The organism is Rhizobium sp. BK529 (genome assembly GCF_014194105.1).
Classification (GTDB): Bacteria; Pseudomonadota; Alphaproteobacteria; order Rhizobiales; family Rhizobiaceae; genus Rhizobium.
The window spans coordinates 128,660-154,672 of the sequence record NZ_JACIAU010000001.1; the positions used below are offsets into that span (position 1 = coordinate 128,660).

22 protein-coding genes and 1 pseudogene are annotated in these 26,013 nt (G+C 60.4%); 13 read left to right on the plus strand and 10 right to left on the minus strand.

Going from position 1 to position 26,013, the window contains the following annotated elements; all coding sequences use genetic code 11:
• Nucleotides 1-20: 20 nt before the first annotated feature.
• The 3 genes from FHX08_RS00605 to FHX08_RS00615 all read right to left on the minus strand — a co-directional run bounded on the left by FHX08_RS00605 (nucleotide 21) and on the right by FHX08_RS00615 (nucleotide 1,970).
• On the minus strand, nucleotides 21-635 hold the full coding sequence (locus FHX08_RS00605; protein ID WP_132653352.1) for a DNA-3-methyladenine glycosylase: 615 nt from the start codon (nucleotides 633-635) through the stop codon (nucleotides 21-23).
• Nucleotides 636-721: 86 nt separating this feature from the next.
• Nucleotides 722-1,036 (minus strand): hypothetical protein, encoded by a 315-nt coding sequence (locus FHX08_RS00610; protein ID WP_184326768.1) that lies wholly within the window; start codon nucleotides 1,034-1,036, stop codon nucleotides 722-724.
• Between the two features lie 19 nt (nucleotides 1,037-1,055).
• Nucleotides 1,056-1,970: a LysR family transcriptional regulator gene (locus FHX08_RS00615; RefSeq protein ID WP_132653354.1), complete on the minus strand. Its 915-nt coding sequence runs from the start codon at nucleotides 1,968-1,970 to the stop codon at nucleotides 1,056-1,058.
• A gap of 120 nt (nucleotides 1,971-2,090) precedes the next feature.
• On the opposite strand from FHX08_RS00615, the gene FHX08_RS00620 reads away from it, so the two are divergent.
• Nucleotides 2,091-2,831: an SDR family oxidoreductase gene (locus FHX08_RS00620; protein ID WP_132653355.1), complete on the plus strand. Its 741-nt coding sequence runs from the start codon at nucleotides 2,091-2,093 to the stop codon at nucleotides 2,829-2,831.
• An 83-nt stretch (nucleotides 2,832-2,914) separates the two neighbouring features.
• A complete protein-coding gene (locus tag FHX08_RS00625; protein ID WP_132653356.1) occupies nucleotides 2,915-3,817 on the plus strand; it encodes an SDR family oxidoreductase in 903 nt (300 codons plus the stop codon).
• Between the two features lie 237 nt (nucleotides 3,818-4,054).
• Here FHX08_RS00625 and FHX08_RS00630 read toward each other — a convergent pair whose 3' ends face one another.
• Nucleotides 4,055-4,966 (minus strand): LysR family transcriptional regulator, encoded by a 912-nt coding sequence (locus FHX08_RS00630; protein WP_132653357.1) that lies wholly within the window; start codon nucleotides 4,964-4,966, stop codon nucleotides 4,055-4,057.
• 165 nt (nucleotides 4,967-5,131) lie between these two features.
• Here FHX08_RS00630 and FHX08_RS00635 point away from each other — a divergent pair, with 165 nt between their 5' ends.
• The 6 genes and pseudogenes from FHX08_RS00635 to FHX08_RS00660 all read left to right on the plus strand — a co-directional run bounded on the left by FHX08_RS00635 (nucleotide 5,132) and on the right by FHX08_RS00660 (nucleotide 15,285).
• Nucleotides 5,132-5,944, plus strand: coding sequence for an alpha/beta hydrolase (locus FHX08_RS00635; RefSeq protein WP_132654268.1), 813 nt, complete (start codon nucleotides 5,132-5,134; stop codon nucleotides 5,942-5,944).
• A gap of 46 nt (nucleotides 5,945-5,990) precedes the next feature.
• Nucleotides 5,991-7,181: an efflux RND transporter periplasmic adaptor subunit gene (locus tag FHX08_RS00640; RefSeq protein ID WP_132653358.1), complete on the plus strand. Its 1,191-nt coding sequence runs from the start codon at nucleotides 5,991-5,993 to the stop codon at nucleotides 7,179-7,181.
• Nucleotides 7,182-7,303: 122 nt separating this feature from the next.
• The gene (locus FHX08_RS00645; RefSeq protein WP_132653359.1) at nucleotides 7,304-10,501 is read left to right on the plus strand and encodes an efflux RND transporter permease subunit; all 3,198 of its coding nucleotides are present in this window, start codon (nucleotides 7,304-7,306) and stop codon (nucleotides 10,499-10,501) included.
• 106 nt (nucleotides 10,502-10,607) lie between these two features.
• A complete protein-coding gene (locus tag FHX08_RS00650) occupies nucleotides 10,608-11,564 on the plus strand; it encodes an NAD(P)-dependent oxidoreductase (RefSeq protein WP_281026258.1) in 957 nt (318 codons plus the stop codon).
• Nucleotides 11,561-13,345: an IlvD/Edd family dehydratase gene (locus tag FHX08_RS00655; RefSeq protein ID WP_132653361.1), complete on the plus strand. Its 1,785-nt coding sequence runs from the start codon at nucleotides 11,561-11,563 to the stop codon at nucleotides 13,343-13,345. The genes FHX08_RS00650 and FHX08_RS00655 overlap by 4 nt, the downstream gene beginning before the upstream one ends.
• 132 nt (nucleotides 13,346-13,477) lie before the next feature.
• Nucleotides 13,478-15,285: pseudogene (locus FHX08_RS00660) on the plus strand (putative bifunctional diguanylate cyclase/phosphodiesterase).
• Between the two features lie 100 nt (nucleotides 15,286-15,385).
• Here the strand turns inward: FHX08_RS00660 and FHX08_RS00665 are convergent.
• The 3 genes from FHX08_RS00665 to FHX08_RS00675 all read right to left on the minus strand — a co-directional run bounded on the left by FHX08_RS00665 (nucleotide 15,386) and on the right by FHX08_RS00675 (nucleotide 16,985).
• A complete protein-coding gene (locus FHX08_RS00665) occupies nucleotides 15,386-15,586 on the minus strand; it encodes a KTSC domain-containing protein (RefSeq protein WP_132653363.1) in 201 nt (66 codons plus the stop codon).
• Between the two features lie 217 nt (nucleotides 15,587-15,803).
• Nucleotides 15,804-16,646 carry a DUF6030 family protein gene (locus FHX08_RS00670; RefSeq protein ID WP_132653364.1) on the minus strand — a complete coding sequence of 281 codons (843 nt, stop codon included), beginning with the start codon at nucleotides 16,644-16,646 and terminating at the stop codon, nucleotides 15,804-15,806.
• A gap of 129 nt (nucleotides 16,647-16,775) precedes the next feature.
• A complete protein-coding gene (locus FHX08_RS00675) occupies nucleotides 16,776-16,985 on the minus strand; it encodes a KTSC domain-containing protein (RefSeq protein ID WP_132653365.1) in 210 nt (69 codons plus the stop codon).
• Between the two features lie 265 nt (nucleotides 16,986-17,250).
• On the opposite strand from FHX08_RS00675, the gene FHX08_RS00680 reads away from it, so the two are divergent.
• Together FHX08_RS00680 and FHX08_RS00685 are read left to right on the plus strand one after the other, a co-directional pair.
• The gene (locus tag FHX08_RS00680; protein ID WP_132653366.1) at nucleotides 17,251-17,589 is read left to right on the plus strand and encodes a hypothetical protein; all 339 of its coding nucleotides are present in this window, start codon (nucleotides 17,251-17,253) and stop codon (nucleotides 17,587-17,589) included.
• Nucleotides 17,590-17,855: 266 nt separating this feature from the next.
• Nucleotides 17,856-18,704, plus strand: coding sequence for a GNAT family N-acetyltransferase (locus tag FHX08_RS00685; RefSeq protein ID WP_132653367.1), 849 nt, complete (start codon nucleotides 17,856-17,858; stop codon nucleotides 18,702-18,704).
• Here FHX08_RS00685 and FHX08_RS00690 read toward each other — a convergent pair.
• On the minus strand, nucleotides 18,701-19,618 hold the full coding sequence (locus FHX08_RS00690) for a DMT family transporter (RefSeq protein ID WP_132653368.1): 918 nt from the start codon (nucleotides 19,616-19,618) through the stop codon (nucleotides 18,701-18,703). The two genes, FHX08_RS00685 and FHX08_RS00690, sit on opposite strands and share 4 nt — an antisense overlap.
• A 187-nt stretch (nucleotides 19,619-19,805) precedes the next feature.
• On the opposite strand from FHX08_RS00690, the gene FHX08_RS00695 reads away from it, so the two are divergent.
• The gene (locus tag FHX08_RS00695; RefSeq protein ID WP_132653369.1) at nucleotides 19,806-21,104 is read left to right on the plus strand and encodes an adenylosuccinate synthase; all 1,299 of its coding nucleotides are present in this window, start codon (nucleotides 19,806-19,808) and stop codon (nucleotides 21,102-21,104) included.
• 60 nt (nucleotides 21,105-21,164) lie between these two features.
• The gene (locus tag FHX08_RS00700; protein WP_184326769.1) at nucleotides 21,165-23,543 is read left to right on the plus strand and encodes a hypothetical protein; all 2,379 of its coding nucleotides are present in this window, start codon (nucleotides 21,165-21,167) and stop codon (nucleotides 23,541-23,543) included.
• An 82-nt stretch (nucleotides 23,544-23,625) separates the two neighbouring features.
• On the opposite strand, the gene rpoH is transcribed toward FHX08_RS00700, so the two are convergent.
• The gene (rpoH, locus tag FHX08_RS00705; RefSeq protein WP_132653371.1) at nucleotides 23,626-24,534 is read right to left on the minus strand and encodes an RNA polymerase sigma factor RpoH; all 909 of its coding nucleotides are present in this window, start codon (nucleotides 24,532-24,534) and stop codon (nucleotides 23,626-23,628) included.
• Between the two features lie 267 nt (nucleotides 24,535-24,801).
• Here rpoH and FHX08_RS00710 point away from each other — a divergent pair, with 267 nt between their 5' ends.
• Nucleotides 24,802-24,963 (plus strand): entericidin, encoded by a 162-nt coding sequence (locus FHX08_RS00710; protein WP_132653372.1) that lies wholly within the window; start codon nucleotides 24,802-24,804, stop codon nucleotides 24,961-24,963.
• Nucleotides 24,964-24,976: 13 nt separating this feature from the next.
• Here the strand turns inward: FHX08_RS00710 and FHX08_RS00715 are convergent, their stop codons facing one another.
• Nucleotides 24,977-26,002 (minus strand): RluA family pseudouridine synthase, encoded by a 1,026-nt coding sequence (locus FHX08_RS00715; RefSeq protein WP_132653373.1) that lies wholly within the window; start codon nucleotides 26,000-26,002, stop codon nucleotides 24,977-24,979.
• Nucleotides 26,003-26,013 lie beyond the last annotated feature (11 nt).

Below are 26,013 nucleotides of genomic sequence, written 5' to 3' on the forward strand. Positions count from 1 at the left end.
CCCGTTTTTCTGGAATTGCCCTAGCGAAACGGCTTGCTCAGATATCGCGATCCCTGAATGCCGAAGCGCCACGGTGCTTCGGCATTTTTCGTGATGCCTATGCGCTTGCCTGAGACGATTGGTACGGGCGCAGACGGCGAGATTGCATAGGGCCGCTGGTCGAGCCTCCGGTCATTGATGGAGATATCGATGCCGAGCGCCTGGCAGAGCTTGCCGGGGCCGCTGCAGAGCTGCGTCAGCGCATCAGTGCCGCGTCGTTCCATCATGCCCAGCAGACCGATTTCTGGCTCCAAGGCACGAATCAGCACCGCCGAACCCGGTGTGCAAACGAAATTCAGGCACCAGTACATGCCGTAGATGCGGTAGATATAGACATTGCCAGGGAGGCCATACATGGCGCCGTTGCGTTTTGTCGGGCCGCGGAAGCTGTGGGAGGCTTCGTCGTCAGGATAATAGGCTTCCGTCTCGGTGATCCGTCCGCCTGAACCGTTCACTGTGAGATGGCAGCCGAGCAGATCGCGGGCAACTTCAATTGCATCGCGTTCGAAGAAATGGCGCAGGCTTTCCCCGGCAAGCGGGCCGGCGCCGATCGCGCCGCTCATCATATCGGTCGTCATGGTGCGTGCCGATAACATCCTCTTTGCCCATCCGCCACCCGGAACAACGATTTGCCGGCCGGCGTTTGGAATGCAAGCACCGACACTATCATTTCAGCGCAGATTTAGTGGCCGGCATTCGGGTCGCGCATCGGAATGGAGGACACGGTGACGGAGACAGGATCGCTTGCGGGGAAGGAGTCTTCGAGACCTTCGTCCAGTTCCTCCTCCAGAAGAGCGGCATCCTTATTGCGCGCGCTGTCTCCATGAACGGGCTCTAGTGCGGTGGCCAGCAGCGCTCTGGCCTTGGCAATGGCATTGTCCTGGGTGAGGTCTGCAGCTTTGCGCAGCATGACTGCGATCCGGTCTTCCCCTTCGCCGCCGAATTCCACGACGAAGCCCTCATCGGTCTGGTAGACGATGATGTCGCTGAGTGCCATATCCGTTCCTCCGAAAGCGCTAATATGAGTGAACCGCGTTTTCGGCATTTTGTCGAGCAAAGACCTTCACCAGCCAGTCGATGAAGACACGCACGCGCGGCGAAAGCTGGCGGTTTCGCGGATAGAGCAGCGAGACCGGCGTCTGCGTAGGCGGGAAGTCGGCGAGCACCTTCAGGAGAGTACCGGCGACCAAATCCTGTTCGGCGTGGTAACGCGGGATCTGGATCATTCCGAGGCCCATGCGAGCAACGGAAATATAACTTTCGGCGGCATTAACGGTCACGGTCGCAGGGATGGTGATGTAGCGGACGCTGCCATCAACGATGAATTCCAACGGCAGCGGACCGGCGCCGCCGGTGGCGCGAAAGCCGACCATGCGGTGCGTGTCGAGCTTGTCAGGATGTTCGGGGTAGCCGAAAGCGGCGATATAGGAGGGCGAGGCGAGGGTGACTTCGTCCAGCATGGCGACGCGACGGGCAACCATGTCGCTGTCCTGCGGCACACCGACCCGCAACACGCAATCGATGCCTTCACGCACGAGATCCACCAGCCGGTCGCCCTCGCTCATATAGAATTCGATATCGGGATAGGTCTCCAGAAATGATGGCAGGCTCGGCAGCACGAAATGCCGGGCAAGCGTGCCGTGTACGTCGACCCGCAGCAGCCCCTTTGGCTTGGCGCCGGCAAAGGCGCCTTCGGCATCTTCGATGTCGGCAAGGATCGACAGGCAGCGCTGGTAGTAGGCTTCACCGTCGAGCGTCGGGCTGACATGGCGCGTCGTGCGCTGGAGCAGGCGCACGCCGAGGCGTGCCTCCAGCTGTTTGACCGCGTCCGTCACGGTCGAGCGCGGCAGGCCGGTATCTTCGGCGGCAAGTGTGAAGCTGCGGCGCTCCACGACGCGGGAAAAGACCCGCATGGCGTCAAATCTGTCCATTCTATTTGTTCGTGTTTACCGGATAGTGATGCCGAATAATGGTCGATTATCCGCAAAGTGAAAAGGGGCATCTTCTTCTCATCGAAAGGGCGCTGCGGCGCCGAACCAAAGGAGAAGAAAATGTCTGCCAATCAAAACAAGGTCGCTCTCGTTACCGGCGCTTCCCGCGGCATCGGTGCCTCGATCGCTGAACGTCTGGCAAAGGACGGCTTCACCGTCGTTATCAACTATGCCGGCAATGCCGCTCTTGCCGAAGAACTGGCGCAGAAAATCGAGAAAGCCGGCGGCAAGGCACTGACGGCACAGGCTGACGTCGCCGATGCTGACGCCGTGCGCCGCATGTTCGATGCTGCGGAAGCAGCATTCGGCGGCGTCGACGTCCTCGTCAACAATGCCGGCATCATGCTGCTCTCCCGTCTTGCCGATGTCGACGACGCAACCTTCGACCGCCAGATCAGCATCAACCTCAAGGGCACATTCAACACGCTGCGCGAAGCTGCCAAGCGTCTGCGCGACGGTGGCCGGGTCATCAACTTCTCGAGCTCGGTCGTCGGCCTGAAGCCCGAAACCTACAGCGTCTATGCCGCCACCAAGGCTGCCGTCGAGACGATGGGTGCTATCCTGTCCAAGGAAATGCGTGGCCGCCAGATCACCGTCAATACGGTCGCCCCCGGCCCGACAGGCACCGACCTATTCCTCAACGGAAAGTCGGATGAGCTGATCGACCGTCTTGCCAAAGCAAATCCGCTCGAACGCCTCGGCAGGCCCGAAGATATCGCAGGCGTCGTTGCCTTCCTCGCCGGCCCGGATGGCGCCTGGATCAACGGTCAGGTGCTGCGCGCCAATGGCGGCATGGTTTGACACAAAATTCGTGGCGGCGTGACGCGCCGTCACGCTCTTCCTTCGCATTCTTTCAACCAATTCACTCTGAAAGGAATAGGATCATGAGCAAGCAAGTTATCGTCATCACCGGCGCTTCCAGCGGCTTCGGCGCTCTTACTGCCCGCGCGCTCGCCAGGGCCGGCCACACCGTCTATGCCTCGATGCGAGAAACGGAAGGCCGCAACCACCCGCAGGTCGAGGCCGTCGAAGCCTTCTCCAAAGAAAACGGCGTCGAATTGAAGGCCGTCGAACTGGATGTCGCCTCCGATGCCTCCGTCGAAGCCGGCATTGCCAAGGTGATTGCCGCCGAGGGCCATATCGACACGATCGTCCACAATGCCGGTCATATGTCCTTCGGCCCGGCCGAGGCCTTTACGCCAGAGCAATATGCCGAGCTTTTCGATATCAACGTGCTTTCAACCCAGCGCGTGAACCGCGCGGTGCTTCCGCATCTGCGTAAGCAGGGCAGCGGCTTGGTCGTCTGGGTCTCCTCCTCGAGCACTCGTGGCGGCACGCCTCCCTTCCTCGCTCCCTATTTCGCCGCCAAAGCCGCGATGGACTCGGTTGCGGTCTCCTATGCCAGCGAACTGACGCGCTGGGGTATCGAAACGGCAATCATCGTTCCCGGCGCCTTCACCAAGGGTACAAACCACTTCGCTCATTCCGGTTCGCCTGCCGACACAGCCCGCGCCGCCGAATATAACGAAGGTCCCTACAAGGGCGTGCCGGAACAGGCGCTGAAGGGTCTCGCCGCGCTCGAGCCTGCTGATGCGGATGCCGCTACTGTTGCGACCGCCATCGTCGATGTGGTGAATATGCCTTTCGGCAAACGGCCGTTCCGCACCCATATTGATCCGTCGGAAGACGGCGCAGAAATCGTCAACGGTGTTGCCGATCGTGTCCGTGCCGAACTCTTCCGCCGCATCGGCATCGAGGATCTGCTGAAGCCCGTTGTCAGGAAATAACCGCCTGTCGCAAACTTGTGAACGGTCTCTTCGGTGCGACCCCTTATCATCCGGCTGAGCGCACCTATATCAGCATGGACGGGGCGGACGGCATACACCGCCGGCCCCTGACCTCCACTCCAGGGCCTGCCGCGCCTTTCCTGCGGTGCGACAGGCCTTCAAGTTTCAGACATCAGATCAAGGCTCGTGACGGTTATCCCTCCCATCACGGGCCGCTTTCTTTTGTAAGGGCGCTTGTCAGCGAGCGTTGAGTTTTGCGTCCGCCAGCAGCTTCACCAGCCAGTCGACGAAGACGCGGACCTTGTTACTGAGGTGCCGGTTCGGCGGATAGACGACGTAGAGCGGCAGTGACTCGCGCCTCCATTCCGTCAAGGTCTCCACCAGTTCACCCCTGGCCAGTGGCTCACGCGCCATGAAGATCGGAATCTGGGCGATGCCGAGGCCAGCCAGCGTCGCGGTCATATAGGTGCGGCTGTCGTTGACGGAGACGATATAGCGCGGATTGACCTCGATGATCTCATTGCCCTTGCGGAATTCGAACGGCACCGTGCGATTGTTCTGGGCACGAAAATAGTTGACGGAATAATGTTCCGTTTCCAGCTCTTCGGGCCGCTGGGGCAGGCCGAATTTTTCCACATAAAGCGGCGCGGCGCAGGTGATCATCTCGACCTCAGAGACGCGTCTGGCGATCAGCGACTGATCAGCCGGGGTGCCGGCGCGCAGCGCGCAGTCGACATTTTCGGCAAGGTAATCGACGGTGCGATCGCCGACGCCGAGGTCTATGCGGATATCGGGATAACGCTGGTAGAAATCGCAGAGCGCCGGCACGAGGATGGAGTCGGCGAAGGCGCCGGCCATCTCGACGCGCAGTCGTCCCGTTGGCAGGCTCTGGGAATTCGAAAGGCTGCCGTCCAGCTCTTCCAGTTCTGAAATGATCTGTGCCGCACGTTCGTAATAAAGGGCGCCGTCCGTCGTCACCATCACCCGGCGCGTCGTGCGGTTGAGAAGCTTGGTGCGCAGGTGCGCTTCCAGCCCCTGAATGAGATTGGTCACCGTTGCCTTGGGCATGGCGAGCATGTCGGCGGCGCGGGTGAAATTGCCCGTCTCCACCACGCGGATGAAGACTCGCATTGCCGAGAGCTGATCCATCGGTTCAATTCCGCAGTTTGCGTTGCAACATTGTTCGGGATTTGGAATAGTGTTATCGCGATATCGCTTCTTATTCCCCGATTTGAATAACAATATCTTTTTGGTGCAAAATGCAAGAGGCGGGCGTTGTCCCCTCATGTGCAAAGCAGCGAAGAGATAGAGATGATGGTGCCCGAAATCAAAGACATGGTGCTGGAAAAGGTGGCCGCCGGCCCCGTTTCCGCGCGTGTCTATATGGGCGCCGATTTCGGCAAAGGCCCGCCGATCGTGCTTTATCTGCACGGCGGGGCATTTCTTGATAGCGATCCCAACGGCCATCGCCCGATCGCAGAGAGCCTGGCAAAGGCGGGTGCGATCGTTGTTTCGGCTGACTACAGCACCCTTTCGGGCAATGTCTTTCCGAAGGCGCTCGAAGTTTCCTTCTCGATCCTGTCCTATTTAGCTCTCAAAAAAGCCGGCCTTGGTGACCGCAAGTCGCTGCTTTTCGTCGCCGGTGAAGAGGCGGGTGGCAATATCGCTGCCGGTGTGGCGCTGAAGGCGCGCGATCAGATTCCGGATGCGCTTGACGGCCAGATCCTGATTTCTCCGCTCCTCGATCCTTTCATGGGTACGTCCTCTATCCGCAAGGCGGACAAGATCGGCATGCGCCAGCGCTGGACGGAAGGCTGGAGCCATTATCTGAGCGGCGGCGGCTGCCATCCCTATGCGGCGCCTTGCCTCTGTTCGCGTATATCCGGCGTTGCGCCGGCCCTGATTTTTACGGCGGAGGACGATCCGCTGCATGACGAAACACTCGGTTACGCCGCGCGCCTGAAGAAGGCAGGCGTTGGCGTGCGCCAGCATGTTCTCCCCGCCGGGACAGGCTGGCCTTCCATTTATGGCGGAAAATCTGAGGGAACTTCGACCTGGCAGGACAACGTCAGCCGCCATTTCGGAGATTTCCTTCAGGACGTGAGCGTTCAGCCACAATTGCATTGACGACGAACTGATTTTTACGGCCGTTTGGGCCGCAAGGAGAGTACCAATGACGTCCAAAAATAAGCGCTGGGCCCTTGTGGGCGCCGGCCTCGGTCTTGCTGCGTCTGTTTCCGCCGCAGCCATCTTTTTCGAACTGCCGATGAGCGCAACCGCCACGGCTGCCTCCGAACCTGCGCAGCCGCCGGCCGTGCCGGTGACGGTTGCTGTCGTCGCCAGTCGCGACGTGACGAACTGGGAGAACTTCTCCGGGCGTCTCGAAGCCATAGATCGCGTGCAGATCCGTCCCCGCGTCGGGGGCGCCATCCAGTCCGTGCATTTTCGTGAAGGCGCTTTGGTGAAGCAGGGCGACCTGCTGTTCACCATCGATCCGGCTCCCTATCAGGCGGCTGTCTCGCAGGCGCAGGGTCAGGTCGCTTCGGCCGAAGCCAAGGTCAGCCTGGCACAGACCGAACTCGACCGCGGTCGCCGTCTCTCGGATAATAGAACGATCTCACAGAGCGATCTCGACCAGCGCCAGAGCACGCTGGCTGAAGCCCAGGCAAGCCTGCGTTCGGCGCAGGCAGCCCTCCAGTCGGCGCAGCTCGATCTCGACTACACGCAGGTGCGCGCTCCGGTTTCCGGCCGTATCGGCAAGATCGAGGTTACGGTCGGCAATATTGTCGCGGCTGGTTCGGCTTCGCCCGAGCTGACGACGCTCGTCTCCGTCGATCCGATCTATGCAAGCTTCAATGCGAGCGAAGAGATGGTCACAAAGGCGCTGTCGGAGCTTCCGGCGACGGACGCAGCACTGCCGGCTGTCGAGCAGATCCCGGTTGAAATCGGTACGCTTGCCGATGACGGCACGCCGATCAAGGGCAAGCTGCAGCTCGTCGACAACGAGGTCGATGCGGCCAGCGGCACCATTGCGGTGCGGGCCGTCTTCGACAATCCCGGTGGAAGGCTGATCCCCGGCCAGTTCGTGCGGGTGCGCATGGGCCAGCCGAAGGCCGAGAACAAGATTGTCATCAATGATCGCGCCGTTGGCACCGATCAGGACAAGAAGTTCGTCTTTGTGGTCGACGATCAGAACAAGGTCAATTACCGACAGGTCCGGCTCGGCTCGCTTTTCGATGGTCAGCGCGTGGTCGAAGGCGGCCTCGTGGCCGGCGACAAGATCGTCGTTAATGGGCTGCAGCGCATTCGTCCGGGCGCAGTCGTTGCGCCCCAGATGGAAGAGAAGGTCGCGACCGCTCAGTAAATATGCAGCCTCCTTCCTCTGGGGAGGAGGCAGCTAACCCAACATGAAATGACCTGCCGGCGAGCCCTTAAGCCACCGGAGAGGGACTTTGCATCCATGTTCACCCCGGAGAGGGCTCTAAAATGAACATATCCAGATTCTTTGTCGACCGCCCGGTGTTTGCCGGTGTTCTTTCGGTCCTCATTGTGGTCGCCGGCCTCATCGGCCTCCGGGCGCTGCCGATTTCGGAATATCCCGAGGTCGTGCCGCCGTCGATCGTCGTGCGCGCCACTTATCCCGGCGCAAACCCGTCCGTCATTGCCGAGACGGTGGCGACACCGCTCGAAGAGCAGATCAACGGCGTCGAAGGCATGCTTTACATGGCGAGCCAGGCGACATCGGACGGCGTTTTGAACGTCACAGTCACTTTCAAGCTCGGAACCGACCCGGATAAGGCGCAGCAACTCGTGCAGAACCGCGTGTCGCAGGCAGAACCCCGCCTGCCAGCGGAAGTGCGCGCGCTCGGCATTACCACGGTCAAGAGCTCGCCGGACTTCATCATGGTTGTCAACCTCGTCTCCGACGGAGACAGCCATGACATCACCTATCTGCGCAATTACGCGACGCTGAACGTCAAGGACAGGCTCGCCCGCATTGCCGGTGTCGGCCAGGTGCAGGTCTTCGGCGCCGGCGACTATTCGATGCGCGTGTGGATCGATCCGCAGAAGGCTGCCGAGCATAACCTTGCCGCAAGCGACATCAGCAACGCGATCAGTTCGCAGAACGTTCAGGCGGCGGCCGGCATTATCGGTGCCTCGCCAAGCCAACCGGGCGTCGATCTGCAGCTCAACGTGAACGCCCAGGGCCGTCTGCGTACGCCTGAGGAATTCGGCAACATCATCGTCAAGACGGGCGCCAATGGCGAGATCACCCGTCTGCGCGACGTTGCGCGGATCGAACTCGGTGCGGCCGACTATACGCTGCGCTCGCTGCTCGACGGCAAGCCGGCGGTCGCTGTCGCCGTTCTACAGGCGCCGGGCTCCAACGCCATCGAGATTGCCGACAATGTGCGCGCGACCATGGACGAGCTGCAGCAGGCCATGCCGACAGGCGTGAAATACGAGATCGTCTACGATACGACGAAGTTCGTTCGCGCCTCGATCGAGAAGGTCATCGACACGCTGCTCGAAGCCATCGCTCTCGTCGTTCTCGTCGTCATCCTGTTCCTGCAGACATGGCGTGCCTCGATCATTCCGCTGATCGCCGTTCCGGTATCGATCATCGGTACGTTCGCGGTCATGTATATGTTCGGCTTCTCGATCAACGCGCTCAGCCTGTTCGGCCTGGTGCTGGCGATCGGTATCGTCGTGGACGACGCGATCGTCGTCGTCGAAAACGTCGAACGCAACATCGAGGCGGGACTCAATCCGCGTCAGGCGACCTACAAGGCCATGAAGGAAGTGTCAGGTCCGATCATCGCGATCGCGCTGGTGCTTGTCGCGGTCTTCGTGCCGCTCGCCTTCATCTCCGGCCTGTCGGGTCAGTTCTATCGGCAGTTCGCGCTGACGATCGCGATCTCGACCGTCATCTCGGCCTTCAACTCGCTGACGCTGTCTCCGGCACTTGCCGCCCTTCTTCTAAAGGGCCATCACGCTCCGAAGGACTGGCTGACGCGGTTCATGGATGCGATCTTCGGTTGGTTCTTCCGTGGTTTCAACCGCGCCTTCGGTGCCGGTTCGAACGCCTACGGAAAGGGCGTCGGCGGTCTCGTCTCGCGCAAGAGCATCGTCATGGTGATCTATCTTGCGCTTGTCGGTGCGACCTACAGCATCTTCAATACGGTTCCCGGCGGTTTCGTGCCGTCGCAGGACAAGCAGTATCTGATCGGCTTCGCCCAGCTGCCGGATGCCGCAAGTCTCGACCGTACGGAAGACGTCATCAAGCGCATGACCGATATCGCCCTAAAGCAGCCGGGCGTTGCCAACGCGATTGCCTTCCCGGGCCTGTCGATCAACGGCTTCACCAACTCGTCGAATGCCGGCATCGTCTTTGTGACGCTGAAGGATTTCGAGGAGCGCAAGACGCCTGATCTTTCGGGCGGGGCGATTGCCATGGCCCTGAACCAGAAGTTCGGTGCCATTCAGGATGCCTTCATCGCCATGTTCCCGCCGCCGCCGGTCAATGGTCTCGGCACGACGGGTGGTTTCAAGCTGCAGATCGAGGACCGTGCGGGCCTCGGTAACCAGGCGCTCGACGAAGCCACCAAGGCGGTGCTTGCCAAGGCCTATCAGACGCCTGAACTTGCCGGGCTGTTCTCCAGCTTCCAGATCAACGTGCCGCAGCTTTATGCCGACCTCGACCGTGCCAAGGCCGAGCAGCTTGGAGTCTCCGTCACCGACGTCTTCCAGACGCTGCAGATCTACCTCGGTTCGCTTTATGTGAACGACTTCAACGCCTTCGGCCGCACGTACAGCGTCCGTGTGCAAGCCGATGCCAAGTTCCGTGCCCAGCCGGAAGATATCGGCCAGTTGAAGGTTCGCTCGGCATCGGGCCAGATGATCCCGCTTGCGGCTCTCCTGAAGGTGGATGCCAGCACCGGTCCGGAACGTGCTAACCGTTATAACGGCTTCCTCGCTGCCGATATCAACGGCGGTCCAGCACCGGGTTTCTCGTCCGGCCAGGCTCAGGCTGCGATCGAGAAGATCCTGCACGAGACGCTGCCAGCTGGTATCGACTTCGAGTGGACGGACCTGACCTACCAGCAGATCCTTGCCGGTAACTCCAGCGTCGTCGTCTTCCCGCTGGCGCTGTTGCTGGTCTTCCTGGTGCTCGCTGCGCAGTACGAAAGTCTGACGTTGCCGCTGGCGATCATCATGATCGTGCCAATGGGTGTTCTGGCCGCCTTGACCGGCGTCTGGCTCACCGGTGGCGACAATAACATCTTCACGCAGATCGGCCTCGTCGTCCTTGTCGGTCTATCGGCCAAGAACGCGATCCTGATCGTGGAATTTGCCCGCGAACTGGAGTTCGAAGGCAGGACGCCGCGTGAAGCCGCGATCGAGGCCAGCCGCCTGCGTCTGCGTCCGATCCTGATGACGTCGATGGCCTTCATCATGGGCGTCGTGCCGCTCGTCACCTCGACTGGTGCCGGTTCGGAAATGCGTGCGGCGATGGGTGTCGCAGTGTTCTCGGGCATGATTGGCGTCACCTTCTTCGGTATCTTCATGACGCCGGTATTCTACGTGCTCCTGCGCCGGATGACGGGCAATCGTCCGCTCATCCAGCACAACGACAATCATCCGCAGGACGAAGACGACCATATGAAGGTCGCTGCGGAGTAACCTCTCCTTTGTCGGGTAAATCGGGCGGGAACCTCGGTTCTCGCCCGTTTCGTTTTGGGCATGCCACAAAATTGCGTTACGTCCATCAAAATAGTTGCATGCTGAGGTGAGGGGGGTATCAAGGGCAGGCAACACAGTTCGGGAGGGCTGGGTGACACACGCATCAAAAGATAACGGGAAGCGCAGGATCGCTTTCCTCGGCACCGGCCTCATGGGAGCGCCGATGGTGCGGCGTCTGCTTACCGCAGGCTTTTCCGTCACCGTCTGGAACCGTGATCGCACCAAGGCCGAAGCTCTTTCGGGTGAGGGCGCCAAGGTCGCTTCTTCGCCCGCCGAAGCCGCTGCTGCAGCCGACATTGTCATCTCCATGCTGACCAATGCTCAGGCCGTAGGTCAGGTGCTGTTCGACATGGGCACCGTCGAGGCCATGAGACCGGGCGCTGTCGTCATAGACATGAGCTCTATCGCGCCGCCTTTTGCGCGCGAGCATGCCGAGAAACTGGCTGAGCGCGACATACGTCATATCGATGCGCCGGTTTCCGGTGGCGTGGTCGGTGCTTCGGCCGGGACGCTTGCCATCATGGCAGGCGGGGACGCTGGCGCTATCGCCGAACTGGCCGATGTCTTCGCGCCTATGGGGCGTGTTACCCATGTCGGACCGAGCGGGTCGGGGCAGCTTGCCAAGCTCGCCAACCAGCAGATCGTTGCCGTGACGATCGGTGCCGTCGCCGAAGCGATGATGTTGATCGAGGCGGGCGGCGGTTCCCCTGCCGCCTTCCGGGATGCCGTGCGTGGCGGCTTTGCCGATAGCCGCATTCTGGAGATTCACGGCAAGCGCATGATCGACCGGCAGTTCGCACCGGGTGGTTCCTCTGCTAACCAACTGAAGGACCTCGACGCCGTCATGGCGACGGCGAAGGCTTTGTCCCTCACGCTGCCGCTGACGGAAGCGGTGCACGCGGAGTTCACGGAATTTGTTGCCAAAGGCAATGGCGAGACGGATCACAGCGCCTTACTGCTCCATCTCGAAGACAGGAATGCCCGACCGGGAGGAAAGAAATGACTGACAGCAAGACCGCCAAGCGCCGCCTGCGTTCGCAGGACTGGTTCGATAACCCCGACCATATCGACATGACGGCGCTCTATCTGGAGCGCTTCATGAACTATGGGGTGACGCCGGAGGAGTTGCGGTCCGGTAAGCCGATCATCGGCATCGCCCAGAGCGGCAGCGACCTGACGCCCTGCAACCGTGTCCACCTCGAGCTGGCCAAGCGTGTTCGTGACGGCATCCGCGATGCGGGCGGCATTGCGATCGAATTTCCGACCCATCCGATCTTCGAAAATTGCAAACGTCCGACGGCTGCACTCGACCGCAATCTTGCCTATCTCGGCCTCGTCGAAATCCTCTACGGCTATCCGCTCGACGGCGTCGTGCTGACGACGGGCTGCGACAAGACCACGCCTTCGGCGATCATGGCAGCGTCGACGGTTGATATTCCCGCGATTGTTCTCTCGGGCGGGCCTATGCTCGACGGCTGGCACGAGGGCAAGCTCGCCGGCTCCGGCATGGCGATCTGGCAGTCGCGCCGCAAGCTGGCGGCTGGCGAGATAGATGAAGAGGAGTTCCTACAGACGGCGATGGATTCGGCACCTTCCGTCGGCCATTGCAACACGATGGGTACGGCCTCGACCATGAATGCTCTCGCCGAGGCGCTGGGTCTGTCGCTGACGGGCTGCGGCAATATCCCGGCTGCCTATCGCGAGCGCGGCCAGATGGCTTATCGGACAGGTCGCCGCGCCGTCGAGATCGTATTCGAAGACCTCAAGCCGTCTGATATCCTGACGCGCGAAGCCTTCCTCAATGCCATCAAGACCAATTCTGCCATCGGCGGATCGACCAACGCCCAGCCGCACCTCGCCGCCATGGCGAAACATGCGGGTGTCGAGCTCTATCCTGAAGACTGGCAGGTGCATGGGTTCGACATTCCGCTGCTGGCAAACGTACAGCCGGCGGGTGCCTATCTCGGCGAGAAGTTTCATCGTGCCGGGGGCACGCCTGCTGTCATGTGGGAATTGCTGCAGGCCGGCAAGCTCGACGGTGACTGTCGCACCGTCACGGGCAAGAGCATGGCCGAGAATCTCAAAGGACGCGAGGCGCGCGATCGCGATGTCATCAAGCCCTATAACGAGCCTTTGAAGGAACGCGCCGGCTTCCTCGTTCTCAAGGGCAATCTCTTCGATTTCGCCATTATGAAGATGAGCGTCGTATCTGAAGATTTCCGCAAGCGTTACCTGCAGGAGCCCGGCCGCGAGGGCGTGTTCGAAGGCAAGGCTGTCGTCTTCGATGGCTCCGAAGATTACCATAGGCGCATCAACGATCCGGAGCTTGGTATCGACGAAAACACGATCCTCGCCATCCGCGGCGCCGGTCCGCTTGGCTGGCCGGGCTCGGCGGAAGTCGTCAACATGCAGCCGCCGGATCATATTCTGAAGCGCGGCATCAAGAGCTTGCCGACGATCGGTGACGGGCGGCAGTCCGGCACTTCCGACAGTCCCTCGATCCTCAACGCCTCGCCGGAAAGTGCAGCAGGCGGTGGCTTGGCCTGGCTCAGGACCGGTGACATCATTCGCATCGATTTCAACGAGGGTCGTTGCGATATGCTGGTCGATGAGGCCGAAATCGCCCGGCGCAAGAGCGACGGAATCCCGCCGGTGCCAGCCGATGCGACGCCGTGGCAGCGCATCTACCGCAATACGGTGACGCAGCTTTCGGACGGGGCGGTCATTGAGGGCGCGATTGACTTCCGGCAGATTGCTAAGAATCCGCCACGACACAATCACTGATTGAAATAATTCTCCGGCTAAAACGATGCTGGTCAAAAAGGAGGCGGTCGTAACGAACAGTTCACCTAGTAACTAGTTCGATACTTACGAAAAGGCTTCATTAATGAGGGCTTGCGACTATATTGTCAATTTCTGCAGGTTTCGAAGGCTGAGACCAATTGCCCGAGAATAAACCAACGCGATCAGAGCGAGAGTTCCAGGATCTTCTACGGCGACTGGAATTGGCGCTTGATGCTTCGCAAATTGGTGTGTGGGAGCACAGCATCAACAAAGATGCTATTCTCTGGGATGCGCAAATGCACCGCCTCTATTGTACAGGCCTGGTAGACAGAGCTGTGCCGACGTGGGTCTGGACGAATGCCTTACATCCCGAGGACAGGGAACGGGCCGAGCAGGACTTCGAGCGAGCGGTCGCCACCCGCGGTGCCTATAATTCCCAGTTTCGCATCATCCTGCCGAGTGGAGAGATCCGGCATTTAAGGTCGCGAGCGCATTTCTATGTCAATGAGGAGGGCGCTCCGTCCTTCATTGGTGCCGAATGGGACGTGACGTCCGATGTGCTGCTCAATGCCGAGCTCGGCAAGCAGAAGATGATGGCCGAGGCCCGGGCGCTGGCGCTCGAGGAAAGCAATGCCCGGATCGAGCATGTAGCCGACCATGACTATCTGACCGGCATGCCGAACCGACGTTTGCTGGATAAGCGGCTTGTCGAGCTGTCAATGGACAAAAGCGTGTCCACGCTTGCTGTACTGCATCTCGATCTCGACCAGTTCAAACAGATCAATGACCGCCATGGTCACGCGGCTGGTGATGCCGTGTTGCGCGTGGCATCACTGAGAATTGCTGCCGCCGTTCCTGCAAATGGCATGGCTGCGCGTGTCGGCGGCGACGAATTCGTCATCGTGCTGATCAACTTCGCCGGCCTCGGCGAGCTGCAGGCGATCGTCGAGGATGTTCAGCGTCGATTGCGGAAGAAAATCCGTTTCGGACAGGAGATGCTGCAGTCTGGTGCGTCGATCGGCGTATCCTGGAGCAGCGACAGGCGGGCGCGCAATCTGCTCGCCGAATCCGATTTGGCGCTCTATCAGGCGAAAAAGCTCGGCCGTAACCGCATCGAATTCTTCAGCCGGCAGCTGCAGGAAGACCTGCGCGGCAAGCGCCGCCTCGCCGAGGAACTCGCCCAAGCCTTGGAGCAGGGTCAGGTTGTTCCCTACTATCAGGTTCAGCTCGATGCGCGCACCCGAGAGATTACGGGACTGGAAGCGCTGGCACGCTGGAACCATCCGGAAAAGGGTGTACTTACGCCGGGTGTCTTCCTACGCATTGCCGACGAGTACGGGCTTTCTGCGGAGATCGATGCCGTGGTTCTGCAGCGCGCGCTCGAAGATCGCCTCGCCTGGCAGGCGATGGGGTGCAGCGTGCCGCGTATCGCTGTTAATATCTCGCCTGCGCGTCTTGCCGATCCAGCTTTGCTGGACAAACTTCGTCGGCTTGCCATTCCGCCGAGAGCCATCGTCTTCGAGCTGGTGGAAACGATCTTTCTCGACGACTGCGATGAGAAGTTCCTCGCCAATATCGACCTTATCAAGCAGATGGGCATCGATATCGAGATCGATGATTTCGGTTCCGGTCATGCCTCGCTCATTGGTCTCGTGCGACTGAAACCGAAGCGGTTGAAGATCGACCGTCAGCTCGTCACCGATGTTGTGGAATCGGCAGAGCAGAGACGTGTGGTCGGATCGATCGTTGAGATCGCCAAGGCTCTTGGTGTGGAAGTGATTGCCGAAGGAGTGGAGACCGAAGCCCACGCCGTAACGCTCACATGGCTGGGCTGCGACAGTTTGCAGGGCTTTGCGCTTGGCTATCCTTCTAGCGCTGCCGATATTGGACGCCTTCTTGCATCAACTGGCCACGGCAAATCGCGAAGTGTGGCCGGCTGATGTTGAGCCGATGCGGGGATTTCGATCAGTCCAATGAGTAATTATTTTGGGCTAGCATTGGCGCACTGAGACGGCACGCCTTGGGTGCGTGCCGTATTTTTCAGGCAGTGCGGAAGCGGCCCCGAATCTGGCTCATGTAGAAGTCACCAGGAGACGCTGCTGCGGTTAATCCGACGACGATGCCCTCAGGGACATCTTCGTAATGACGGCGTTGGCCGTTGGTCAAATAGAGCGTGAGGTGTCGAGTCTCGCGCTTGTAATCAATCGCCTCGATAAGTTTGGACTGCAGTCTAGTTTCCATGCGGTGCTCCCCGATGTGTTTCGCGCGAGAGAGGTGGCTGCTGGATCCGACGAGCGGCTCAAGACAGCGTCAAAGCTAATCCCTGGCCGATTCAAGTCAAGGATCGAAAGAGCTTGGCCGTAGCTATTTTGAGTTAAATGCGTCTGAAGTTTGACGCGCTAAATTAGGCCGGGCCTATCGTGAAGATGAGGTGCCTCAACTCGTTGCCGGCGACAGATCATAAGGCGCGGCGCCAGAAGATGAGTTCAGGCACTTGCCAGGAGGGGTCTGGCGCGGGCAGCCAGGTCTTTGGCGAAAAATAATCCTTCGTGCGACGCTGCTGGGCAGACGTTTCTTGCAGCAGCAATGTGAAGTTGAAGCTGCCGCGACGCGAGTATTCCTGGCTGAAATTGATGAGGGCCCCGAAACCTTCTTCCTTCATGTCCTTGAGATTGCGGATTGCCGAGAGCGCTTCATGGAAATCCAGCCACGCCGGTTGTGTCAGCATGGTCTCGAAAATGCGCAACACACTGGGATCAAGCTGCCCGTTGCTGTCGGTCGCAGGATCGACCAGCTTCACGCGCATGCTTGTAATTGCGCCTCTGCCATTGCCGCGCACGACGAGGAAGAGCGAGCTGACGATATGCTCTTTCTCCTTCTTGTAGATATGTTCGAAGGAGCACTCGAACGTGTCGGAATTGAAGGCAGTTTCTGCCCATTCGCTCATTTCGACGCCGGCAGAGCGCAGCGCTTCGCACATGGCTGGGCCGGAAATGCGCCAGGTGCGCAAGAAGACGCTCGCGAGAGCCGGTTGCGGCTGCGCGAACATGCGCGGCGGGATCCTGATACTCAAGGGCTCGGTGCGCCGGAAGATTTTAGGCGGTGGCGGCGGTGGCGGCGCCGGTGCTGGAAAAAGCTCTACGCCAAAGTAATGGGCCAGCGATTTCAGGTGGCGCATATCATTCGACAGCAGCACTGTAGCGGCGACGATCGAAAAGGACAGAATGATCAGCAACCACATGACGGCGCGGCCCTTTCGCGGCTGCGGCGCCAGTTTCATGTTCTGATCGGACGATTGCATCGTCAGTTCGCGAGACCTCCGACAGTAGAAGTCATCATTTATAAGGCTCGCACCGATGTGGCAATCGATCTCGGCCGAAGCATGGCATGATCGATTTAGGGTCGCTTCGACGAGGATATCGCGGCGCGTTTAAGCCGCGATACGGCGATACTGTTTTCTTATCCGGTCGATATAGTACTGGCCTGGTGAAGGTGCGGTCACCATGGTCTCGACATCGGCGGCCGGCACGCCTTCGAACAGCCGCTCTTCGCCGTTGCGGAAGCAGATGCGCAACCGCCCGTCTTCCTGGCTGAAATAAACGTTCTGGATGATCCGGGATTTGACTGGAACTTCGTGCATTATTTTCTGGCCCTGTTTTGTTTTGGGGCACCTTAGAAGTAAGGATGCGAAGATACCGTCAAGACGTATGGTAAAGATTGTTTTCTACCCGAATAGCGACAGTCTAAAATATCGGCTTTCAATAAAATTGTACGGATCGGCTTAAAAGGCCTGCAAATAACCGGCGTGTAGAGTGCCCTCATGAAAGCGGCCGGGCATGGACAGATGCGACCGGCGCTGCGGCCAGGCAGAAATCGCCGGCCGACTGGAAAATGGGGACTTCAGGATGAGCAGACTTCTTCTCGCCGCCACGCTCGCAATCACTGTATCGGCTGCAAGCCAGCCGGCTTTTGCCTTCGGTCCGGGCGGCTTTGGCCGTGACCTCATGTACACGTCGGCCATCGGCCATCTGCCCGAGGAGCCGCTGACGACGAGCGCCGGCTTCGTCCGCCCGAACGTGCCCTTTGCCTTGCGCGCTCCGGCACAGGTCGGAAGCGATGGATATGCGCTGAAGGCCTATTCGCACCAGCTGACCATCGCCGTCGGGTTCGTTTTTGGCAGCGTTCTCAACCAAGCTGTCCAGACCTTCGGGACTGCCGAAGCGTTGGGTCCGTTTCTGCGCTAACGGCCAGATATTATGCTGCCGTCTTTCCACCTGCGCTCGCCGGAAGCATCTTGCGGGCGCAGTAATTTTCTTGAGATTGCAATTACATTGTTTCATGGTAGTGCGAGGTCGAAGTTCTTTTGCATTGCATTTCAAAACGACGACACACATCGTTCAAGCCGTGAACGCGAGTTCATCATGACCGGTCTGAGCGCACGAGCAATCGACTTGACGATTGCTTTGCGCATCGCGGAATGGACTTGCGGATTTCAATCTGGGAAGGTTGTATGAATTCGGAATTTGCCGTTCGTTCCATGCGGCCCGGTGAACTGGAGCTTGCACTGGAATGGGCACGTCAAGAGGGCTGGAACCCCGGCCTCGACGATGCGATCGCATTCCACGAAGCCGATCCTTCCGGATTTTTCGTTGGCGTCATCGGTGAGGTGCCGGTCGGCTCGATTTCGGTCGTCAAATATGGCGACACCTTTGCGTTCCTCGGTCTTTACATCGTGCACCCCGATTTCCGTGGCCAGGGTTTTGGCAAGGCGATCTGGAACGCCGGCATCGCGTCGGCGGGAGACCGTACGATCGGTCTCGATGGTGTTGCCGCTCAGCAGGAAGCCTATCGCAAAGCCGGCTTCGAGGTGGCTTATAAGACGATCCGTTATGGTGGTGTGCCGACATCGGTGCCGCAATCGTCGCTCGTCGCGCAGCCGGTTCTGGATACGCGTCTCGAAGGCCTGCTCCGATACGATAGCGGAATTTTCCCAGAGCCCCGTGCGGCTTTCCTTGCCGCCTGGTGTACCGGCCGCAAGGGGCGCAGTTCGGTCGTCGTGCGCAAGAGCGGCAAGATTCGCGGTTACGGCACGATCCGCCGCTGTTACGAGGGCTACAAGATCGGCCCGCTTTTCGCTGGGGACGCGGACAGCGCTGCCGCCCTTCTGGCTGGCCTCATTCCTCAGGCACACGGCGCGTCGATCTATATCGATATCCCCGCCGCCAATGCCGAGGCGATTGCGCTGGCAGAAAGTGTGGGGCTCGAGCCGGTCATGGAGACCGCGCGCATGTATCGCGGTCCGGCGCCGGAAATCCCGCTGAAGAGCGTCTATGGCGTGACGACGCTGGAGCTTGGTTAGTCGACAGGTGACGCCGGCACGGTGAGCGCGGCAGTCTTCGGGCGTCCCCTTTCTGCGATGGCGATGCCACCGAGCGCGAGCACCAGCGCAATCATATGGAAAAGCTGCAGCCTTTCACCGAGCAGTGCGACGGAAAGCAGCGTGCCGAAAACCGGTACGAGGTTGATGAACAGGCCGGCGCGATTGGCACCGATTTCTTCGACGCCTTTGATATAGAGTATCTGCGCCAACAGCGAGGCGAAGATAGCCGTGTAGAAGGCAATCAGCCAGCCTTCTTGATCAGGCCATCGGGCCGCGCCGCTAGAGGCTTCCCACAACAAAAGGGGCAGGGCGGTGAGGGCAGCGCCGAGGGCGGGGATCGCCATTAAAGTGCGCCAGTCGACGACGGGCTTCCAACGTAGGAAGATCGTATAGACGGCATAGGCTGCGACAGCGATCAGCATCAGCGCATCGCCGCGGTTGAGGCTCAGTTGCAGCAGGGTGGCGAGATCGCCATGGGCCGCCGTCAGTGCAACACCGACAAGCGTCATGCCAAAACCGACGACCTGGGCCAGCGAAACGCCGGTTCGGAAAAAGAGGAAATTCAGCAGGAAGATCAGCATGGGGATGCCGGCTTGCTCGATCGCGACATTGATCGCTGTCGTGTACTGCACGGCTGAATAGAGCATGGCGTTGAAGGTGGTGTAGCCGATCACGCCATAGAAGAGGAGAAGGGGCAGGTTCTTGCGCGCCACCGGCCAGTCTTTCTTCAGTTGCGGCAGCGAGACGGCGGCGATCAGCACGATGGCCAGGAACCAGCGCAGGAAGGTCAGCATCATCGGGCTGACATGGCCAAGCGCAAGCTTGCCCGCGACGGCATTGCCGCCCCAGCAGAGAGTAGCAATGACAAGGCAGATATAGGCTGTGGCTTGCAAGGGCGATCTTCCCGTCTTTGTCATCTCTGGCAGGCTTTATGGTCGGGCTTAGCCTGCCGGCGGCTGATTTGTCACGTAAAAAGCCGAATCTGCTGTGACAACAGGGTCGCTTTCCCGAAAACAAAGCTTTATAGATGCGCGGGTTTGAGCAGGTGTGCGGTTCTCCGCCGGTAACAGGAAGAGTTTGATGACGAACGTAGTCGTGGTCGGTTCGCAATGGGGTGACGAAGGCAAGGGCAAGATTGTCGATTGGCTTTCGGAGCGTGCGGATATCGTCGTGCGCTATCAGGGCGGACACAATGCCGGCCATACGCTCGTCATCGACGGTACGAGCTATAAGCTCTCGCTGCTGCCATCAGGCGTGGTCCGCCCCGGCAAGATGGCCGTCATCGGCAATGGTGTCGTCGTCGATCCGCATGCGCTGATCGCCGAGATCGGCCGGCTGGAAGCACAAGGCGTGAAGGTCACACCTGAGAACCTGCGCATCGCCGACAATGCCACCCTCATCCTCTCCCTGCACCGCGAGCTCGATGCCTATCGCGAGGACGCAGCCTCCAACAGCGGCACCAAGATCGGCACGACGCGGCGCGGCATCGGCCCGGCCTATGAAGACAAGGTCGGCCGCCGCGCCATCCGCGTCATGGACCTCGCAGACCTCGAAGCCCTGCCGGGCAAGGTCGATCGTATCCTGACCCATCACAACGCACTTCGCCGCGGTCTCGGCGTTGCCGAAGTCAGCCATCAGACGATCATGGACGAACTGACCTCGATCGCTGACCGCGTGCTGCCCTTCCGCGATACCGTGTGGCTTTTCCTCGACAAGCAGCGCCGCAAGGGCGCCCGCATCCTTTTCGAAGGGGCGCAGGGCAGCCTCCTCGATATCGATCACGGCACCTATCCCTTCGTGACTTCCTCCAACACGGTGGCCGGTCAGGCCGCCGCGGGTTCGGGCATGGGTCCGGGTTCGCTCGGCTATATTCTCGGCATCACCAAGGCCTATACGACGCGCGTCGGCGAAGGTCCGTTCCCGACCGAACTGACGGATGAGATCGGCCAGTTCCTCGGTGAAAAGGGACACGAATTCGGTACCGTCACGGGCCGTAAGCGCCGCTGCGGCTGGTTTGACGCTGCACTCGTGCGCCAGTCGGTCGCCACCAATGGCATCAGCGGCATTGCGCTCACCAAGCTCGACGTGCTCGACGGTCTCGATGAACTGAAAATCTGCGTCGGCTACATGCTCGACGGCGAGCAGATCGACCATCTTCCGGCAAGCCAGGCGGCGCAGGCTCGTGTCGAGCCGCTCTACGTCACGCTGGAAGGTTGGAAGGAATCGACGGTTGGCGCCCGCAGCTGGGCAGATCTGCCGGCCCAGGCGATTAAATATGTTCGTCAGGTCGAAGAGCTGATCGGCGCGCCTGTCGCGCTTCTCTCGACGAGCCCTGAGCGTGACGACACCATACTTGTGACTGATCCGTTTGAGGATTAATGTCGCGGGTCACCTAGCGTGAGTGTTCGGGAGTGAGCCGGACTTCTTGAGAAAGTACTGATGGCGGATTTTATTGCAGTTATTCGGCGGGCAGTCGACGGCCTGTCTGAAAATACCCCTGAGATGCGGGTGAAGGTCTACGAGCGTGCGCGAGGCGCTGTGCAGCGGCAGCTCGAGAACATGAAACCGCGTCCGCCGGAAGCTATGCTGCAACGCCAGCTTGATAAGCTTGAAGCCGCAATCCGTGAAGTCGAGGGCGAACATGCCGAGGCCATCGTTGTCGAGGAGTCGGCCGCAGCCGCCCCGGAGTCCGAGGTCCATCAAGAGGCCCCTCTAGAGCACGAGCCGATAGCCGAGGCAACGCCTGTCGCAGAGGCTCCCATCTACGAGAGCCGCGAGCAGCAAGAAACGGAACAGCCAGCCCGCGAGGAGCCTGCCGAGCCGGAAGAGGTCGCTCATGCGGCCGCTTCAGCCGAAGAGGTGGTGCCCGAGCATGCCGAGTGGCATCCGCCTCATGAGGAAGAGGCGCCTGCAGAGGAGTGGCATGCGCCGGAGCAGGCAGACGTTCATGCCGAGCCCGGGCGTTTTGCTGAGCCTCTGGAAGAGCATTATCCGGAAGAACGGCAGCCTGAAGAGGTTGCAGCCGAGCCGGTAGCCGAAACCATTCATGAAGTGGAAGAAGTGCTTCAGCACGAAGAGGCTCACCAGCCGGTTTCGCGCGGCATGGAGCATGCGTCGAACCGACTCGTGGAGCCGATGGCTGATTTCGCGCCGCAGCCGCAAGTCGAAGAATTCGTCGAGCACGCACGCGAAGAACCGCTTGCTGCGGATGCGGCGGCGCACTTCGATCGCATGTGGTCCGAGCCAGCGACCGAAACGCCGGCCCCTGCACCGCAGGAAGCCGAGACCGAATGGGCACGCGAAGAGCTTCACTCGTACGCCGAGGCTACGCCAGTCGTTCCCGCCGATGCTTCGGCGCGCGCATTCGAAGAGGTCATCTCGACACTCGGAAACAGCGCTTCGCCGGTCGTCATGCCGACTGCCAAGGAGAATTTCTCGTGGGAAGCGGCAGCTTTCGATGACCTGCCGCCGATCGAAGCGGGCACCGGCAAGAAGACGCCTGCTTCCGCACATTTCGACGACGTCGATATCTTTGCGGAAGTGCACGGCGGCAATGGTTCCGGCTCTGCGACCCCCGCACCGGCCGCTCCAAGCGAAGGCTGGCGCGAGGCGCGTGCGCTGCGCGGCTATGACCGCCGTAATGCCGTCACCGCTGACGATGACGACGGCAACCCGCCGATGGATCTGGACCAGATCGTCGCTTCCAAGCTGCATGGCAAGAGCTTCCGCATGGAACCGAAGCGCCGCCGCTTCGGCATCGGCACGATTCTGGCGATCCTCGTCACGCTGGGCATTATCACCGGCGGCGCCTACGCCGGCTGGATGAACCGCGAGGCGGTGAAGGAGATGGTCGACGGCCTCGTCAGTTCCGCACCGTCACAGGCTGCGCGCAGTGAGACAGCGGTCACACCGGCGACAACCCCGTCGACGCAGCAGAGCAGTACGCCGGCCACGACACCGCCGGCAAATCAGAATGCTGGAGCGCAGCCGGCGCGACCCAACCAGGAGGTTGCGTCACTAGACGGCTCGGCCGCCAATACCAAGTTCACCCAGCGGTTGCTCGCCGATGGGACAGAAGTCGATAACGGCGCGGCGCCAGTGCCGGGCACGCCCACGGCGGAAGGCAAGTCGGTTGCCGAGCAGAATGTCGCTGCAGCCGATACAAGCGCGCCGACTGTCCAGTCCGATGCCGCGCCTGCCGAAAATCTGACGCCGAACGGTCCGGCGGCCGCACCGGCGCAGGTTCCGCCCGTCGGCGCCACGGAAAAGATGTTCCTCTACGAAGAGCGGATCGGCGAAAGCTCGCCAACGGCAATCGAGGGATCGGTCGTCTGGACCGTACAGCATGAGGCCGGACAGGGCGGTCGCCAGGAAGCCACCGTGCAGGGTAACGTTACTGTACCGGAGCGCAATCTTTCGGCTCTCCTGACCTTCAAGCGCAATTCTGATCCATCGCTGCCGGCAAGCCATCTGGTCGAAATCGTCTTCTCCGTTCCGCCGAATTTCGAGGGCGGCAGCATCGACAGCGTTCAGCGCATCTCGATGAAGCGTACGGAGCAGGATCGCGGTGATCCGCTGATTGCGGTACCGGCCAAGATTACCGACGATTTCCACATGATCGCGCTCAACGATTATCCGGATGCGCGCAAGGCCAATCTGGACCTGCTTGGCAATCGCGATTGGATCGACATTCCGATCACCTACCGCAACGGGCGACGGGCGCTCCTGACCCTGCAGAAGGGCGCCACGGGAAGCAATGCCTTCAATACGGCGATCAAGGAATGGACTGCGCTCGGGGACCTTTCGACCAGCCAGTAATGCCGGTGCTTCCGGAAACGTATAAAACAAAAAGGCGGGCCACAAGAACCCGCCTTTTTCATATCATCTAGACATAACCGTCTTACGCGGTCGCTTCGACCACGCGCACGGCCTTGGCACGCTCCAGCGCCTCCTTGCGGACCGCATCCTGCACCTTTTCAAAGGCGCGGACTTCGATCTGGCGGACACGCTCACGGCTGATGTCGAACTCGGCCGAAAGGTCTTCAAGCGTTACCGGATCTTCAGCAAGGCGGCGAGCCTCGAAGATGCGGCGTTCGCGATCATTCAGCACACTCATGGCCTTGGCCAACATACGGCGGCGGGTATCGAGCTCGTCCTGCTCGATCAGCACATCTTCCTGGCTGTCGTGGTCGTCCACCAGCCAATCCTGCCACTGGCCGCTGTCGCCCTCGGAAGCCTTGATAGGAGCGTTCAGCGAAGCGTCGCCAGAGAGGCGGCGGTTCATCGAAACGACTTCTTCCTCTGAGACGTTTAACTTGGTGGCGATCTCGGTCACATGCTCGGGCTTCAGATCGCCGTCATCAATGGCCTGGATGCGGCCCTTCAGGCGACGCAGGTTGAAGAACAGGCGCTTCTGGTTGGCGGTCGTACCCATCTTCACGAGAGACCACGAGCGCAGGATGTATTCCTGGATCGAGGCCTTGATCCACCACATTGCATAGGTGGCGAGGCGGAAACCACGTTCCGGATCGAACTTCTTGACAGCCTGCATGAGGCCGACATTGCCTTCAGACACGACTTCGCCGATCGGCAGGCCGTAGCCGCGATAGCCCATTGCGATCTTCGCAACGAGGCGAAGATGGCTGGTGACGAGCCTGTGTGCGGCATCGCGGTCGCCGTGCTCGGAGTAACGCTTGGCGAGCATGTACTCTTCCTGCGGCTCCAGCATCGGGAATTTACGAATTTCGTCGAGGTAACGATTGAGACCGGCTTCGCCGGCGGTTATGGACGGCAAGGTATTTCGGGCCATAATGCACCCTCCTTATCTGGATTCCGGTTCCCGATGGAACGCGCCCTCGCGTTAAAGGCAAACCGGGACATGCGGCTCTCTCCAAGCCCGCACTAAGTCCATATACAGATAAGTGTGGCGAAACAGGGATTCAAGGTCATCAGGGCTATCACGAGGGCGTTATCCCGCCGCCATCGGAGCCGACCTGAGCCATTGATTTTATAGGCGGCTGCCGCATTTTTCCAGTGGTGGGCATTCTTGCCTAGCCGCGCTTTTATGGGGAACCAGATGATCAGACCAGTCCTTGCCGCCATCCTGCTGCTCACGCTTTCGGCCGCTCTTTCATCTTGCGGAAATACCGCAAGGGGACTGGCGCAGGACGGGCGCGACACGAGCCACGCTCTCGACAATGCCACGCATCGGGTTCTGAGTGCCGGCTCGAAGAAATAGCAGCCGGCATGTCTCATCCGCGCAGTGCGTCAGTGAGTTCCACCATGTCATCGGGCAGCGGCACCTCGAAATGCATCACCTCGCCCGTGCGCGGATGCTCGAATTGCAGCATGAAGGCGTGCAGTGCCTGGCGGTCGAACGCCTTGACGACCCTGCGGGCCTCGTCAGGCAGAAGATTGGCCTTTGTCTTGAAGCCCGCGCCATAGACGGCATCACCCAGCAGCGGATGGCCGATATGGGCCATGTGGACCCGGATCTGGTGCGTGCGGCCCGTTTCCAGATGGCATTCGACGAGCGAGGCAAGCGCAGTCGCGTCCGGGCTCTCATGGAAGCGCTCGAGCACTTCGTAATGGGTGATCGCTTCGTCGGCACTTTCGCTGTCCGCGCGCTTGACGGCGCGGCGGGTGCGGTCGCCGGTCGCGCGGCCGAGCGGCGCGTCGATCGTTCCTGAAAGCGCGCGCGGACGACCCCAGACGATTGCTCGGTAGGCGCGTTCCAGCGGCATGGTGCGGCCGTGGTCGGCGAACTGCAGCGAAAGGTGGCGATGGGCCATATCGTTCTTGGCGACGACCATGACGCCTGTCGTATCCTTGTCGAGGCGGTGAACGATGCCGGGGCGGCGTACGCCGCCAATGCCGGAAAGGGTGTTGCCGCAATGGTGGATCAGCGCGTTGACGAGCGTACCTGTCCAATTGCCGGGACCGGGATGCACGACGAGGCCGGCAGGCTTGGAGATGACGACAACGTCTTCATCCTCGTAGAGGATATCGAGCGGAATGTTCTCGCCCTTCGGGGCCGGATCTTCCGGCTCAGGCAAAGTGATCTCGTAGCCATCACCGGCTCGCACCTTGCGTTGCGGATCGGTAACCGGTTCACCCTTCAAAAGGACTTGCCCGTCCTTGATCAGTGCCTTGATGCGGCTGCGGGAAAACTCCTCGCCGAGCTGCGCGGTCAGCCATGCGTCAAGGCGACCTTCAGCCGTCTCATCGGCAGTCAGGACTTTTCTATTGTCATCTGCTTGTTTAAAGGGGTCGCTCAAGACGCTTCTTC